General features: G+C 55.9%; 11 protein-coding genes. 7 read left to right on the forward strand and 4 right to left on the reverse strand.

Annotated elements, in window-relative coordinates:
* Positions 1-170: 170 nt before the first annotated feature.
* The 3 genes from coaBC to priA are packed head-to-tail and all read left to right on the forward strand — an operon-like array spanning position 171 to position 4,724.
* Positions 171-1,391: a bifunctional phosphopantothenoylcysteine decarboxylase/phosphopantothenate--cysteine ligase CoaBC gene (coaBC, locus tag VFU50_00890; protein ID HEU5231384.1), complete on the forward strand. Its 1,221-nt coding sequence runs from the start codon at positions 171-173 to the stop codon at positions 1,389-1,391.
* Positions 1,392-1,400: 9 nt separating this feature from the next.
* Positions 1,401-2,189 carry a uracil-DNA glycosylase gene (locus tag VFU50_00895; protein ID HEU5231385.1) on the forward strand — a complete coding sequence of 263 codons (789 nt, stop codon included), beginning with the start codon at positions 1,401-1,403 and terminating at the stop codon, positions 2,187-2,189.
* Positions 2,190-2,237: 48 nt separating this feature from the next.
* On the forward strand, positions 2,238-4,724 hold the full coding sequence (gene priA / locus VFU50_00900) for a primosomal protein N' (protein ID HEU5231386.1): 2,487 nt from the start codon (positions 2,238-2,240) through the stop codon (positions 4,722-4,724).
* Between the two features lie 24 nt (positions 4,725-4,748).
* Here the strand turns inward: priA and VFU50_00905 are convergent, their stop codons facing one another.
* Together VFU50_00905 and VFU50_00910 are read right to left on the reverse strand one after the other, a co-directional pair.
* Complete coding sequence (locus VFU50_00905) at positions 4,749-5,567, reverse strand: ribonuclease HII (protein ID HEU5231387.1); 819 nt, start codon at positions 5,565-5,567, stop codon at positions 4,749-4,751.
* Positions 5,568-5,698: 131 nt separating this feature from the next.
* Positions 5,699-6,397: a hypothetical protein gene (locus VFU50_00910; protein HEU5231388.1), complete on the reverse strand. Its 699-nt coding sequence runs from the start codon at positions 6,395-6,397 to the stop codon at positions 5,699-5,701.
* Between the two features lie 308 nt (positions 6,398-6,705).
* Between VFU50_00910 and VFU50_00915 the strand changes: the two genes are divergently transcribed.
* Complete coding sequence (locus VFU50_00915; GenBank protein HEU5231389.1) at positions 6,706-7,410, forward strand: PilZ domain-containing protein; 705 nt, start codon at positions 6,706-6,708, stop codon at positions 7,408-7,410.
* A gap of 10 nt (positions 7,411-7,420) precedes the next feature.
* On the opposite strand, the gene VFU50_00920 is transcribed toward VFU50_00915, so the two are convergent.
* Positions 7,421-8,071, reverse strand: a complete 651-nt coding sequence (locus VFU50_00920; GenBank protein HEU5231390.1) for an energy transducer TonB — start codon at positions 8,069-8,071, stop codon at positions 7,421-7,423.
* Between the two features lie 313 nt (positions 8,072-8,384).
* Between VFU50_00920 and VFU50_00925 the strand changes: the two genes are divergently transcribed.
* Positions 8,385-11,699 carry a DUF3857 domain-containing protein gene (locus VFU50_00925; GenBank protein ID HEU5231391.1) on the forward strand — a complete coding sequence of 1,105 codons (3,315 nt, stop codon included), beginning with the start codon at positions 8,385-8,387 and terminating at the stop codon, positions 11,697-11,699.
* A 456-nt stretch (positions 11,700-12,155) separates the two neighbouring features.
* On the opposite strand, the gene VFU50_00930 is transcribed toward VFU50_00925, so the two are convergent.
* On the reverse strand, positions 12,156-12,386 hold the full coding sequence (locus tag VFU50_00930; protein ID HEU5231392.1) for a hypothetical protein: 231 nt from the start codon (positions 12,384-12,386) through the stop codon (positions 12,156-12,158).
* 100 nt (positions 12,387-12,486) lie between these two features.
* Here VFU50_00930 and VFU50_00935 point away from each other — a divergent pair, with 100 nt between their 5' ends.
* Together VFU50_00935 and VFU50_00940 are read left to right on the forward strand one after the other, a co-directional pair.
* Positions 12,487-12,852 (forward strand): YciI family protein, encoded by a 366-nt coding sequence (locus VFU50_00935; GenBank protein HEU5231393.1) that lies wholly within the window; start codon positions 12,487-12,489, stop codon positions 12,850-12,852.
* A 100-nt stretch (positions 12,853-12,952) separates the two neighbouring features.
* Positions 12,953-15,214 carry a GH92 family glycosyl hydrolase gene (locus VFU50_00940; GenBank protein ID HEU5231394.1) on the forward strand — a complete coding sequence of 754 codons (2,262 nt, stop codon included), beginning with the start codon at positions 12,953-12,955 and terminating at the stop codon, positions 15,212-15,214.
* The last annotated feature ends 43 nt before the right edge of the window (positions 15,215-15,257 follow it).

Below are 15,257 nucleotides of genomic sequence, written 5' to 3' on the forward strand. Positions count from 1 at the left end.
AACGCGGAAGGGAACAGGTTTCTGAAGTTTGTTCGTGGTTTGCTCCGTTCCGAATCATTGCCTTTGATCCGCGTCCCATCCGCGCAATCCGGCGTCGGATTGCGCGTTTGCCTCTCGCGAACCACCAATGCCACGACTCCCTCTCCTACACATACGACTAAAATAGACACATGAGGGTCGCGCTCGGCGTGTGCGGCGGAATCGCTGCCTATAAGGCTTGTGAAATCGTCCGCCTGCTGCAGGATCAGGGCATTCGCGTCCAGGTCATCATGAGCGCCGCCGCCCAGGAATTCGTGCGGCCCCTTACCTTTGCGGCGCTTTCCGGCGAAAAGGTCATCACAGGTCTTTGGGACGCAGGCGGGCAAGAGCCTAACCTCGATTCCGCCATTGAGCACATCAGCGTTGCCCAGAACATTGATGCATTAGTGGTCGCGCCATGCACGGCTGACATGATGGCTAAGTTCGCTCATGGTCAGGCGGACGATTTTCTCTCCACTCTCTACCTCGCCACGCCTGCTCCTGCAATTGTTGCGCCAGCGATGAACGTCGAAATGTGGAATCACGCGGCGACGCAGGACAATCTTGAGACTCTGCGCAAGCGCGGCGTTTACGTCGTCGAGCCCGGCAGCGGATACCTTGCCTGCGGAATGGTCGGTGCAGGACGCTTGGCAGAGCCGGCGGAGATCGTCGCCGCTGCTTTGTCTGCCCTCGGCGTAGTTCGAGATCTCACCGGAGAAACGGTTCTGATCACGGCCGGTCCAACACGCGAGCCAATCGATCCAGTGCGCTTCCTGGGCAATCGCTCCAGTGGGAAGATGGGATGCGCAATCGCCGAAGCTGCGACTCGTCGCGGGGCAAAAGTGATTCTGGTCTCAGGACCAGTTACAACTGAAACTCCCGAAGGCGCGGAATTGATTCGCGTGGAGACCGCCGAACAGATGCGCAATGCTGTAATCTCACAGCTTGATCGGGCAACGATCGTGATTTCCGCCGCCGCTGTCTCCGACTTTCGTGTGCGCGATGCTGCCCAAGACAAAATCAAACGTAGCGGATCGCTCACACTCGAATTAGAACCCACGCCCGACATCCTTGCCGAAGTTTCGTCTCAGCGCCGCGCCGGACAAGTCCTGATTGGATTCGCAGCAGAGACTTCGAATGCACTCGAGAATGGCCGCGCGAAGCTACGCAAGAAGGCGATCGATGCGATCGTAGTGAACGACGTTTCGAAGGCCGGCATCGGCTTCGACTCCGAGCGCAACGAAGTCACCATCATCACTCATGACGAAGAACTCGCAATTCCCGAAGCGCCGAAGCAGAAAATCGCGCATCGAATTCTCGATGTCGTGCTAAAACTGAAGATGCAGACGGGCAAAGCCGCTCCCGCTCGCTGATCTTGATTCATGTCCCAAAATTCAGAACTGCAGCAGCAACTGACTGAGCGCATCCGCTTCTATCGCGAGCTTGGCATTTACGACTTTTATCGGCGCGAAGTGCTACCGCAGATTCAAACAGCTGTTGAACAAATATCGTCTGAGCGACTCGAAGCTGCAAGCGCGACGGCGTTACTCAATGAAAAGGAAATGACTCCAGAACAAGCGCTACGCGCGATCCGCAAAGACATCGGCGATTGCACGCGCTGCGTGCTGCACAAACAAGGACGCAAACAGATTGTCTTCGGCGTGGGGAATCCCCGGGCAGACATTATGTTCGTCGGCGAAGCCCCAGGCGCAGACGAAGATACGCACGGCGAGCCCTTCGTCGGACGCGCCGGCCAACTGCTTAACAATATGATTTCCGCAATGGGAATTCGGCGCGAAGACGTTTACATCGCCAACATCATCAAATGCCGTCCTCCCGGGAATCGGACTCCCGAACGAGATGAATGCGATACTTGCTCGCCGTTTCTCATGCGGCAAATTGAAGTCGTGAAGCCAAAGATCCTCGTTGCTCTTGGAGCCGTAGCTGCAAAAACTTTGCTGGGCGTGAACGATGCCATGATCAACCTGCGCGGCCGGATTTACGACTTCAAGAATACGAAGCTCGCAGTGACGTATCACCCAGCATATCTGCTGCGAGATCCTCGGCAGAAGAAAGAAACGTGGAAGGATCTGCAGATGGTGATGAAGTATTTGGGAATGCCGCTTCCGAACCAGAGGGAACAGGTGACAGGGGACAGGGAACAGGTTTGAGAGCCGTTTCCCTGTATAACCTGTTCCCTGTAACCTGTGCCCTTGCGCATGTCTTCCTTTTGCGACGTAGCTCTGCCCGTTCCTCTGGAGATGACGTTTACCTATCGTGTGAACGGCCAGACTCCCGTGGTAGGAGGGCGAGTCCTCGTTCCATTCCGCACATCGCGATTGCCCGGCGTTGTCACTGCGCTGCATGATCGTGCGCCGAGCATGGAGACGAAGATGGTGCACTCGGTGCTCGACGCCGAGCCGCTCATCGACGCGCCTCTCATGCAGCTTGCCGACTGGATATCGAGCTACTACCTCGCGCCGATCGGAGAAGTGCTGCGAGCCATGCTGCCATTGCAAGCGGAGGTCAAGCGCGATTGGAGCTACAGCATTACTGAATTGGGACAGAAGGCGCTTTATGACTCTGCCCACTTCGGGAATTCTGGGCGGTCGAAGAAGAGTATGACCGAGCAGATGCTCGAATACCAGGTGCTGGATTTCCTTTCGCAGGTCGATGAAGTCCGCGAGCACGCGCTCAAGAACGCAACTGGCGCGACCCGCGATGTACTGCGTGGATTGCACTCAAAGCGTTGGATCCTGCGGCAGGATGTCTCTTCGACTCGCGATGCAAGTCGGACAATTAAAATCGCGCGCCTGGTCGCGAACCCTGAGCCCTCGACGCGCAGGCTGAATGAGAATCAGCAGGCGCTTCTCTCCAAACTCGAGAAAGCCGGCGGCACCATGCCTGTTCGTGAGCTTCGCGAGCCGGAGCTTCCCCACACAACGCTCCACACGCTGGTTCGGCGCGGTCTGGTGAGCATCGAAGAGAAACCCGCTGAGTTTCACGTAGCAGGAGTTCCGGCATCGTCGTCGCAAATCGCGCGAGGAGATTTGAACACCGCCCAGCGCGCAGCCCTCGATGCCATTGAAGTTGCTGTAAGCGACCGGCGATTTTCTGTTTCCCTTCTGCATGGCGTAACCGGCTCCGGAAAAACCGCGGTTTATCTCTCAGCGATGCAGTCAGTGCTTGCGCAAGGACGATCAGCGATACTGCTGGTGCCCGAAATAGGGCTCACGCCAGCGGCCGCAGCGAATCTTTACCGCATTTTTGGCGAGCAGGTCGCGATTCTTCACTCTGGTTTGACCAACGGTGAACGCGCTGAACAATGGCACCGCATCCATCGCCGAGATGCGCGAATTGTCGTTGGGACGCGCTCGGCAGTATTCGCGCCTGTGCGCGACTTGGCGCTAATTGTGATCGACGAAGAGCATGACGGCTCCTACAAGCAGGAAGAAACCCCGCGCTATAACGGACGCGATGTAGGCGTGATGCGCGGCAAACTTTCAGGTGCTGCGGTCGTTCTCGCGTCGGCTACGCCAGCGCTTGAGACCTACCACAATGCGCGAGAAGGCAGATATCGTCTGATCGAGCTGCGCGAGCGCGTGCAGCAGAGGCCCTTGCCTGAGGTCGAAATCATCGACATGCGCGAGGAGTTCCAGCAGACCGGCGAAGAAAAGATTTTCTCGCGCAGGCTGATCGAGCAAGTTACCGAACGCCTCGAAGCCAAAGAGCAGGTGATGTTGTTGCTCAATCGACGCGGATATTCCGCCGTTGTGCTGTGTCGTTCCTGCGGCGAGAAGATGCAATGCGTGAATTGCGCGGTGGCGCTCACTCATCACAAAGGCATGGTCTCGCCGGCGGCGCTCACGCAGCGTGTTCCGGTTGGCCAGCGGCTCGAATGCCACTACTGCGGATACCGCACAACTGTGCCGAAGCTTTGTCCCAAATGCGGAAGCGAGCATCTGTTCTTCCTCGGTGCAGGTTCAGAGAAGATTGAAGAATCCCTGCAGCAGTCATTCCCGAATGCCCGCGTCGGTCGGCTTGACCGCGACACGGTTCGCACGCGCCACGATTTTGAACGCGTGCTCAATCAGCTTCACGCAGGCGAGCTCGACATGCTGGTCGGAACCCAGATGATCGCGAAAGGGCACGATATTCATGGAGTCACGCTCGTCGGCGTGATCGGCGCCGACTATGCCCTAGGTCTGCCCGATTTTCGGGCGGCAGAAAGGACCTTTCAGCTACTGACGCAAGTCGCAGGACGTGCAGGACGCGGCAATTTCGCAGGCGAGGTCGTTTTGCAAACATACTTTCCGGAACACTATGCAATTCGCTTTGCGGCAATGCACGATTACATCGGCTTCTACGAGCAGGAGCTGCGTTATCGCAGCTGGATGCATTACCCGCCGTTCACCAGTGTCGCCAACGTTCTGTTGCGCAGCGACAAGCTCGAGCTTGCGATGCGCTACGCGGGCATCGTGCATCGCTGGGTCGATCGCACGCGGTTGGAAGGAATTCGTCTGATGGGTCCGGCTGCCGCGCCGCTATCGCGTCTCAAGCGCGACTATCGCTTCCATTTCATTCTGAAGTCATCCAGTCGGGAAAGGCTGAACGCAACTCTCCGTGCGCTGGTCACAAGCGCGGTTGCAGAAGAGGTGCCGCGCACGAGCATCATTGTCGATGTGGATCCCCAGTCGTTGATGTGAAAAGAAGCTGCTAGCTACCAGCCGCTAGCTGCCAGCTACTGCTTCGAGCTGTGCACATTCTGTTTCGATCTGAGGCTGTTCGTCTGCTTCCACTTCCTCTTTTAACTCTGCGAAAAGATCCGGGGTGTGTTCGGCTTGAGCCATCCAGACTGGCGCAAACGATTGGCGATGCAGCGGTGATGGCCCGTGCTCTCGCAAGACGGCCTTGTGCTTGGGCGTGCTGTAGCCCTTATTGGAGGCGAGACCGTAGAGTGGGTATTGAGCATCGATCTCGCGCATCATGCGATCGCGTTCCACTTTGGCGATGATCGATGCTGCAGCGATCGAGCAGCTTAGTGCGTCGCCATGAATGATCTTCGTCTGCTTGAACGGAATGTCGATCTTGAGTGCATCGACTAAGACATGATCGGGAGCAGGTTCCAGTTGCTTCACAGCTGACGCAAGCGCTTCGAGAGAAGCCCAGTAGATATTGATCTGATCCACACGTGCCGCATCGACCGATGCGATGGCGTATGCGATCGAATGTTCGCGAATACGCTCGGCGAGCACCTCGCGTACTTCCGGCAGCAGCAGCTTGGAATCACGCAGCCCGCGGATGCGGTAGTCAGGTTTGAGGATTACGGCAGCAGCAACGACAGGACCGAAGAGAGCGCCGCGCCCGACTTCGTCCACGCCAGCGACCAGTTGAGCGCCGTCTGCCCATGCAAGCTTCTCGTACCTGAGCGTGCATTTGAGCTTTTTAAGAAGCCGCAGCTTGAGCGTGGACATCGAGCGCTGCTCCTCGCCCGGCTTGAGCAGCCTGAGGTACTTCTTTGCACGCTTCGATGGTTTCTTGGTCGCCACTTTCGGGATATTAGCAGCGATTGCTGTGGAGCGACCGGTGGAAAACGGGAACCCCTCTATTATTTGTCAGAAGAAATGGGCAAAAGAAAGGCTGGACTTGAGGTCCAGCCCTTTTCTGGCAAAGTTGTAGCTTACCGCGGATTGCTGCTGTTATCGCGCGGCTGATTGTTGTTGTACTGATTATTGTTGTACTGATCTGGAGGCGGCAGCTCGCGTCCGTGTCCCTGATAGCCTTCGTACTGGTGCATGCGAACGGCGTTCTGCAGACGGAAATTCAGCTCGGTCTCGGCCGGAACATTGAGTTCCTTGCCTTTGGTCAAAATCTGAGTGCCGGCTCCAGCGCCCGCTCCCAATATGGCGCCGATGGCTGCGCCTTTGCCACCACCAGCCAGTGCGCCGATGAGTGTGCCCGCTAATGCACCGCCGCCCACATACTCGCCAGTGCGCTTGTTCATGCCGATTCCGCCATTCTTGCTGCTGGCGGCAGCGCTGGTACTTTCGGTATCAAGACGATAGTGACGGCCGTTGATGTCGACCGAGCGCAGGTCGAGCGTCATGTCGTTGCTGTTGTCGCCGGTAGAAACCACCGCGAGCTGAGCCGGAGCTCCCTTCGGGATGATCACATTGCCGTTCGCGCCGACTACATCGCGCGAAATCGTTCCCGGGAACATGGCGCCGGGCTGTACATTGCCTTTTTTGGCATTAATGTCCTGGTCAACACGCACGTGAACCTCAGTTCCGGCGGGGACCTCGGACGCATTCTGCGCAAACGCTCCAAATGCAAACAGGAGCGCCGCACACATGGTCAAGCGAGATGCGAGTTTTCGCATGAAAATTCCTCCTCTGAAATCCTCAGCAGACACTTCAATTGTCTGACCTCTATCTGTTAACTAAAGATGCAAGCTGTTGCTGGGAGGTGCGCTGCGCGCAGCAGAACAGATGCAACGGGCAGCTCTGGACGGCTCCGGTCTGCTGCGTGATCAAGGATCTTGAACTTACAGTTAGCTCAACGACGGCCGGCTGCGCTGGTTACTGTGGATTACTTCGGAGTGGGGAATTCAGTCCCGACGCGAAGAAGAACGCCACCGCTGACTTAGAATTGCACAGGAAGTCTCCCCGCCGGGTGAAAGTCGCGAAGGTGTCAAAAAGGAAAGAGCTGCGCACCAGGGCTGTTTTGCCCGTGAAGATGACTGGCACCGACGTCCATGCCAAGCCATTTTCCCTCATAACTCACACGTTAGATCTCACGCTCGAGTCTGCACGCATTGCAGGCGTAAACGTGCGGCTCAGCATCGGCCAGACTGTATTTCTGCATCGCTTCGGCGTTCGCGCTCGCTTCAGTGTGAAATGGATTGGCTCAGGAACACGGCGGGGCCAATGTGGACTGAAGGCACTGGAGCTCTCAAAACCGCTGTGGGGAATCAGTCTTCCGCAAAGACAAAAGGATAAGTTCTGGGTCGAGCCCACGCCTAAAGATCGCCGTCGCTTTCCTCGTCATGCGTGCTCCGGCGGTGCGGAGATCTTCGGTGCGCTCGAGTACCCGTTCTGGACCGAAATAACCGACATCTCAGCATCCGGCCTTTACGTGAAAACCTTCAGTCCGCTGCCCAGAGGCACGCTCGTGCGCGCGAGAATTAATTCGGCGGATTTCCGATTTGAAACTCACGCGGAAGTTCGAACGTCAGATCCAGCTGTCGGCATGGGACTTCGCTTTACCGTGATGTCGCCCACGAGCCTCTCCGAGCTGCGCGATCTTCTGGAAAGCTTGCGTGTCTCTTTCATTGATTCGGGAAAGCTGGAAGACATCATCGTTGACGACGATGTCCTGGTAGAAACCTGGTGAGCGGAATTCCCTAGCTGGGAAAGTGAAAGTGGACGTCCTGTCGCGAAGCCACAGGCATGCCATTGATCGTAGCCGGACGGAAGTGCCACTGCTCGAGCACCGAAAGCACTTTCTCATCGATGCCGTATCCGATCGATACCAATACTTTCTTCTTCACGATGTTGCCGGCAACGTCGATGGTGACTTCAACGACGACATCGCCGGCAACGCCGGCAGGAAGCTCATCGGCATTCACATGGGGATCAGGAAACTTCACGGGGAGCGCCGGAAAAGCTCCGGCTCCGGAGACCGGACCCACATCGGAATCGCCGTCGGGAGAGCCCATCGCAGGAGCCTGCACCTTGGCGTCCGTGGGATGCTCGTCGGTCTGATGTGGTGAGGTATGTCGAAATTTGACAACGCGGTGGTGTGCCGGAGCGTTGTACTTCAATCTCCGCGATTCTTCATTTACCGGAATGCGAAGTGACGGGTCAGTGGGCAAATAGACCAAGCCGATAGAGCTACCATTTTCGCCCGCCAAAACCATGGTGCGGTTGATGAGTGGTGGTTCAGGTTGCCAGCAAAGATATCCGATCAGCAGCCCGTGAAGGATGAAGGAGACTACAAAGGCGCGGCGCGGCAGCCCAGTTCCTATCTCATTCGCTTTGGCAAAACTAACCATTGAGCACCTTACAGAGGCAGTCGGGAAAACCGCCGGTGGCTCTCAAACATAGTAGTCTAGTTTCCGTCGCCCACACGGGTACCGACGAGACTCCTCAACATAGACCTTCGGTGCGGAAATTCGTGAGCAGCGGAATGACTTTGCGCCATACATGGTCGCCCGGCCGGCAGGTTTGCAGCTCTTGGCTCCAAACAGCCATGCAAGCTACACCTACGAAATCGTTCAACTCTCGAAAGGCGCAGACACTTAGGTACATCCACCTAGACCGTACGCCCGATTGCCGGTGTCTTCAGTTCAGAGTAGAACTTTCCATATGCGTCGATGCGCTGGTCTCATCCCTTTTCTCTTCGTTGTTGTTTCAGTCGGGGCACAACAGACTCCTTCTGATTCGCGAAAAAAATTTCCCGAATCGCCGAAGCCACAGCCACAACAAGCGCAAACGCCGCTTACGCCGCCGGCTGCCGCCGAGAAAGCCGCCGATTATTCCCAGCAGGCATTCGTTATCGAAAAATATCTGACGAAGATTCGTTTCGAAAACAATGGCACCTCCGAGCGCGAACAGACGACGCGCATTCGCATTCAGACGCAGGCTGGCGTGCAGGCATTCGGGCAACTGCATTTTCCCTATAACGCCGCGAACGATAGGATCGAGATCGTCTCAGTCAAGGTCACCAAGCCGAATGGAGCGGTCACAATTGCGGGTCCCGATTCCGTGCAGGATTTGACGGCACCGGTCGCGCGCGAGGCGCCGATTTACAGCGATCTCCACCAGAAAGACATTGTTGTTCCAGGGCTCGCGCCGGGGGACGTCCTCGAATACGACGTGAAAGTCAACGAATTCGAACCGCTGGCTCCCGGGCAATTCTGGTGGGAGCAGCAGTTCATCTCAAAAGTCATCGTTCTTGACGAGCAGTTGCAGGTCGATGTTCCCGCCGGCCGCGCGCTGAAAATGCGAAGCAAGAACGTACAGCCAGAGATCGCCACTGCGAATGGCCGTACGACATATTTATGGAAGAACGCAGTTCTGAAACTCGACGACGACGATTCCAATTCCTCTAAAAAGAAAAAGAAGAAGAAAGTGGAGGACGATGAAGACGAAATCCCTGATGTTCAACTCAGCACCTTCCAGTCATGGGACGAAGTTGGTCGATGGTATTCAAGTCTGGAACGCGATCGAGTAAAGCCCGACCAGACGATTCGTGCTCGTGCCGCAGAGCTGACTGCCTCGGCGAAGAGTGACGTTGAAAAAGTCGAAGATCTGTACGACTTCGTCGCACCTCGCTATCGCTACGTTGGAATCTCCTTCGGCGTCGGACGATTCCAGCCGCATTCGGCAGTGGATGTACTGAACAATCGCTACGGCGATTGCAAAGACAAGCACACGCTGCTCGCGTCGCTGATCAAGGCTGCTGGGCTCGATGCCTATCCGGTGTTGATTCACCACGCGCGCAAGCTTGACGAGACCGTGCCGTCTCCGGCGCAGTTCGATCACGTCATCACGTTCGTGCCCCTCAAGTCTGCCCCGGACCATGCCGGAAATCTGCGCGGGATCTGGCTAGACTCAACCACGGAAGTCGCGCCATTTCGCATGCTGGTCGCGAGCATTCGGAATAAGAAGGCTCTGCTCGTTCCGCCAAACGGTGAGGCAGAAATTGTGACCACTCCCGCCGATCTGCCTACTGCCAATTACCAGTCGGTAAAAGTCACTGGCAAGATCAGCCAGGTAGGGAAGCTTGAGGCCACGTACGAATACAGCGTTCGCGGTGACGCCGAGCTTGCGTTCCGCATGGCCTTCCGCGGAACACCGCAACCGCAGTGGAAGAAGGTGATCGAGTACCTGAACATGTACCAGGGACTCGCCGGCGATGTAGACGATGTGAAAGTTGGCGATCCCTCGGATACGCATCATCCACTTGAGTTCAGCTACAAGTTGACGCAGGCCAACTTTCTCGATTGGACTACGAAGAGCTCGCAGCTGGCGATCCCGCTGCCGCGCCTCGACATGAGCTGGGCCAATCTCGATGAAGATGACGACGAGGATCGCACCAAGCCGTTCGAATTTCCTGCAGCCCCGCTGCAAACGCACGAGACGGTCAAAGTCGAGCTTCCCGACGGCTACAACTATCGTCCTCCTGTGCCAATCAGTGTGAAGCGCGACTACGCGACCTACTCGGCCGATTACAAGCTAGATGGACACACGCTCACGGTGACGAAAGATCTCTCACTCGGCATGCGTGAAATCGCGGCCAGCCGTGGAGCTGATTTGCGCGCCTTTGTGCGCGCAGTAGCTGCAGACACGGCGCAAAGCATGTTCGTCGAGAGCCTCTCGGCAACTTCGGCCTCGAACATTCCCGCAGGAATGTCAGCCGACGATCTCAATGACGCCGGCATCGCCGCACTCAAGAACCAGAATTTCCGCGCAGCATCAGAGTTGCTCAAGAAAGTGGTTGAGCTTGAACCCAAGCACAAAGACGCCTGGAACAATCTAGGCCGCGCGTATCTTGCGCTCGCCCGCTATGACGATGCAATTTCGGCTTTTCAAAAGCAGGTCGACATCAATCCCTTCGACGAGTTCGCCTACAACAATCTTGGCATGGCCTATCAGGCACAGCAAAAATACGATGACGCCATTACTGCATATAAGAAGCAGCTTGATGTAAATCCGCTCGACCAATTCGCGCACGGAAATTTGGGTTCGCTCTATCTCGAGCAGAAGAACTACACCGATGCCGTTTCGGAACTCGAACGGGCGGTGCAGATCACACCACAGAATCCGGGGCTGGAAGCGAACCTTGGCCGCGCTTACCTGAACGTGAATCAGCCGGAGAAGGCGCTGGCCGCATTCGACAAAGCTGTCGAACTGGCTCCATCTCCGGGCATCTGGAACAACGTGGCTTACGAACTCTCCACGCACAAGACTCATCTCGACAAGGCCCTCACGTATGCGGAGTCGGCAACGTCGGCAACAGAAGCTGGGCTGCGCAATGTGGATGTCGATCACCTCACGCTCAACGATGTCGGACTCACGATGAGCATCGGCAGCTATTGGGACACGCTCGGATGGGTGTACTTCCAGAACAATGAGCTCGATAAAGCCAAGCGCTACATTGAAGCCGCATGGCTGCTCGACGAGCACTCCGAGATCGGCGACCATCTCGGACAGCTCTATGAAAAGATGGGGCGCAAACAGGATGCAGTCCATTTCTATGCGATGGCGGCAACTGCGAACCACAAGATTCCCGATGCCGAAGAACATCTGAAATCCCTCGTTCCCGATTCGAAGCGTAGTGCCGCCGAAGTGGAGCGCGCACGCCAGGAGCTGCAAGCACTGCGCAGCGCGCGTCTCCCGTGGTCGGGCAAAAATGCAAGCGCGGAATTCTTTCTCAGCTTCTCAGCTACTGGAAGTTCGGACGGTCGTCCGATCAGACCCGAGCAAGTTAAATTTGTTCGGGGAGATGAAGCGCTGCGCAGCTACACAACTCAGTTGCAGGCGGCTTCCTTCACCGTGGAATTCCCAGACGACACTCCGATTAAGCTAGTTCGCCGCGGAGTGCTAACCTGCGACGAAGCTAAGCACCAGTGCCAGATGACGTTGATGCTGCCGGAAGACGTGAGGACGCTGGATTGAAGCTGGCCCTAACAAGATCAACATTTGCGTAGGTAGCTAGAAAGCTGCAGGATGCGCAATCCTGGAATAGTTGGTAATGCACGATCGTTCGTAAGAAAGCTTGTGCATTTCGCGACCAGAGCCGCGGTCAACTGCAGAGCATCTGCTGTTCTCGCCTTTGTTGCTGCCCTTAAATGCGCTGCAGCTCGAAGATGGTCACGGGAGATCTCGACAATTTCCACTCCCTCGCTTTTAGTCAGCAACGCCTCGTAGCGGCTAGCAATCGAGCGATTGCCGATCCTATAAGGCACTGCAAGCACTTCCAACAACGTAAGTGCCGAGTCACTAAGAGCTGCCTTCCATTACTAGCCTCGTTGAAAAGAGGCTCAATGATGGGAAGGTATTGGACGTTCTCTTCAATGAAGTAAATGAAAATCGCTGCGTCTACTCCAACTGGTCCAGAACCGACGTCGGCGATCAATCCCAAGAGGCTCGTTCTCTTTCGATGTGGTCAGCAGGGTCAATCTCGTTCCAAAGTTCTTTACCCAATCCTTTTAGCTCCAAAATGGACAAACGCTTTGGGGATTCCAAGGCAGAGCTCAACAGGTGCAGAACTTCTTGCGCAACCGATCGACGCTCCCGCTTCGCCTTGGCTTTTATCTTCCGATACAGAGAATCGGGTACGTTCTTGACGTTCAATACCGCCATAGTTGTTCCTCCATTTTGGAGGAAGTCCTAACTAGGTCAACACTATAGTCGTATTCGATTGGCTTTATTTCTCCGTTTTTGATAATCAAATGAGATCAGTATGCAATATATGTTGCTCATTTACCTTGACGAAAATTCGCTCAGCGAAGCCGAGCGGGCACAGTGCTATCAGGATTCCGCTGGATTCGCCAGACAGCTCCACACCAGACGCCAGTACGTCTCAGCGGCTCCGCTTTATCCGACTTCTTCCGCCAAGAGCGTGCGGGTTAAGAACGGAAAGACGATGGTCACGGATGGTCCGTTCGCCGAAACCCACGAGCAGCTCGGGGGATTTTTCCTGATCGAAGCCGACAGCATCGATAGAGCCACGGAAATCGCCAGCCAGATTCCTGCAGGCAGGTGGGGCACGGTAGAAGTTCGTCCCGTCCTGCAGGTAGAGGGCCTGCCTGAGGCTGCTTCGGCGTAATCGAGTTTCGTCTGCAGTAAATAACAAAATCGATCTTGTTGTCATTCACGGTTGACAGCCGCTCTGTCGGCCAGAGAGGCACCATTTCAGGAATGCGTTAATGGACAAACTTTATCAGAGAGAACTCATGCACACATTTGGTTCATGGACAGCGTCGCTGTTGTTGATCGTGATCGCATGCAGTTGCAGCAATGCCCAGTCCGCGAAGTACATCGATCCCTTTATGGGAACTGAAGGCGGCGGACACGTCTTTCCCGGCCCCAGCCTGCCGTTCGGCATGATCAAACCTGGTCCTGACATGAGTCCCAATACGGGAAACGCCGGCTGGCTGCCTGACGGAAACATCAACGGCTTCAGTCAGACGCACGTAAGCGGTACCGGCGGAGGAGCAAAGTACGGAAATGTCCTCATTCAGCCCACAACAGACGACGTTCTGCCCAATGACTTCAGTTCACCGCGGCAGGACGAGAACGCGGCCGTTGGCTTTTACAGCGTGAATCTCACGCGTTATTCGGCAAAGGTTGAGATCACCGCTTCGCGACGAGTCGCGCTATATCGGTTTACCTATCCCGAGGCGTCGAAAGCCAACATTCTGTTCGACGCCGGCCACTGTCTTAGCAGCGGAGCCAGACAGCACGAGGATCAACGCCTGACCGCCTCGTCCGTGAAAGTCCTTTCTCCAAGTGAGGTAAGCGGCTCCACGACCGTGATCGGTGGATGGAACCAGCAGACCAGACCGTACACCGTCTATTTTTATGCGATCAGCGATACGCCCGCGACTGCGTCAGGGACATGGCTCAACGGTGCTTTGAGTGCCGGAGCGCGCGAACAGCAGGCGAGTGATGGAGGTAAAGCCGGAGCCTGGTTGCAATTCCGTACCAAAGCGGGACAGCAGGTTCGGCTCAAGATCGGGATCTCTTTTATTGGCGTCGAGCAGGCGAAGCTCAACGCGACTCGCGAAATCTCTGGCTTCGATTTTGACAAGACGCGTGGAGCAGCCGAGGCAGCTTGGAACAAGGCGCTTAGCACGATAGAAATCAGAGGTGTAAGTCCCGATCAGATGCAACTGTTCTACACCTCGCTCTATCACACGATGCTTATGCCGGTAGATCGCACAGGAGAGAATCCGCTTTGGAAATCCAGCGAGCCGTATTACGACGATTTCTACGCGATCTGGGACACATTCCGCAGTTCCGGACCGCTACTCACGTTGATTGCGCCCGATCGGCAGGCAGCGAGCGTACGTGCTCTGATCGACATCTATCGCCATGACGGATACATGCCCGATGCCCGAAGTGGGAATTTCAACGGACGCACCCAGGGCGGCAGCAACGCCGAGTTTTTCGTTACGGATGCGTATCTTAAGAAGCTTCCTGGAATCGACTGGAATGATGGATATGCAGCAGAAGTCAAAGACGCAGAGGTCCCTCCTGAGAATCAGTTCAAGGAAGGCCGTGGTGGGCTGGAGGATTATAAGTCGCTCGGTTACGCAAGTATCGAAAGCGTCGATCGTCCCGGTTCCAAGCAGATGGAGTATGCAGCCGACGATTTTGAGGTCGCACTGTTAGCCAAAGCTCTCGGCAAAACTGCCGATTACGAGAAGTACCTGGCAAGATCGCAAAATTGGGAAAAGCTCTGGGATCCAGATTTTGAAGACGGCGGATTCAAAGGGTTCATTCGCCCGCGTCATCGCGACGGATCATGGAAGCAGGACTTCACGGCGCTGCAGCACTGCACGTGGGGCGGGGATACGTTTTACGAAGGCAATTCCTGGACGTACTCAACCTTCGTTCCTCAGGACGTAGCTGGAATGATCCAAAAATCGGGAGGCAAAGATGTCTTTGTGAAACGTCTCGACGCGTTTTTCGATGTTCCCGGACGGTACGATGTCGGTAACGAACCAGGATTTCTGGCTCCATACCTGTATATTTGGGCAGGCAGACAGGACAAAACCGCTGAACGTGTTCGCGAAATCATAGCCAGGAACTATCACACGGGCCGAGAGGGAATTCCCGGCAACGACGATTCCGGCGCGATGGGCTCATGGTACGCCTTCGGAGTGATCGGTATCTTTCCCAATGCGGGACAAGACGTGTACCTGATCGGCAGTCCGGCAATTCCCGAAACGACCTTTCATCTGATTAATGGAAAGACCTTCACGATCGAAGCAAAGAACGTCTCATCCGAAAACAAATACGTGATCTCAGCGGAGTGGAATGGCAAGCCGTACAACCAAGGTTGGTTTCGCCACGACGACATTCTGCGCGGCGGACGCCTCGGGCTGGTAATGGGGCCCCAACCAGGCAAATGGCCAAATGGACCTCCTCCGCCCTCCTCCTCCGACGCGCGAACAGCGTACTAGCATCACTGACTCTCCTGTTGACAGACTCACGTTGGGAGAGTAG

Source organism: Terriglobales bacterium (assembly GCA_035764005.1).
GTDB lineage: Bacteria > Acidobacteriota > Terriglobia > Terriglobales > Acidobacteriaceae > Gp1-AA112.

What these genes read in the sequence shown, in the direction of transcription:
- VFU50_00930 (HEU5231392.1), bottom strand. Translation starts at nt 12,386, where the DNA reads ATGGCGGTATTGAACGTCAAGAACGTACCCGATTCTCTGTATCGGAAG.
- VFU50_00920 (HEU5231390.1), bottom strand. Translation starts at nt 8,071, where the DNA reads ATGGTTAGTTTTGCCAAAGCGAATGAGATAGGAACTGGGCTGCCGCGC.
- VFU50_00925 (HEU5231391.1), top strand. Translation starts at nt 8,385, where the DNA reads ATGCGTCGATGCGCTGGTCTCATCCCTTTTCTCTTCGTTGTTGTTTCA.
- VFU50_00910 (HEU5231388.1), bottom strand. Translation starts at nt 6,397, where the DNA reads ATGCGAAAACTCGCATCTCGCTTGACCATGTGTGCGGCGCTCCTGTTT.
- VFU50_00895 (HEU5231385.1), top strand. Translation starts at nt 1,401, where the DNA reads ATGTCCCAAAATTCAGAACTGCAGCAGCAACTGACTGAGCGCATCCGC.
- coaBC (HEU5231384.1), top strand. Translation starts at nt 171, where the DNA reads ATGAGGGTCGCGCTCGGCGTGTGCGGCGGAATCGCTGCCTATAAGGCT.
- VFU50_00940 (HEU5231394.1), top strand. Translation starts at nt 12,953, where the DNA reads ATGGACAAACTTTATCAGAGAGAACTCATGCACACATTTGGTTCATGG.
- priA (HEU5231386.1), top strand. Translation starts at nt 2,238, where the DNA reads ATGTCTTCCTTTTGCGACGTAGCTCTGCCCGTTCCTCTGGAGATGACG.
- VFU50_00935 (HEU5231393.1), top strand. Translation starts at nt 12,487, where the DNA reads ATGCAATATATGTTGCTCATTTACCTTGACGAAAATTCGCTCAGCGAA.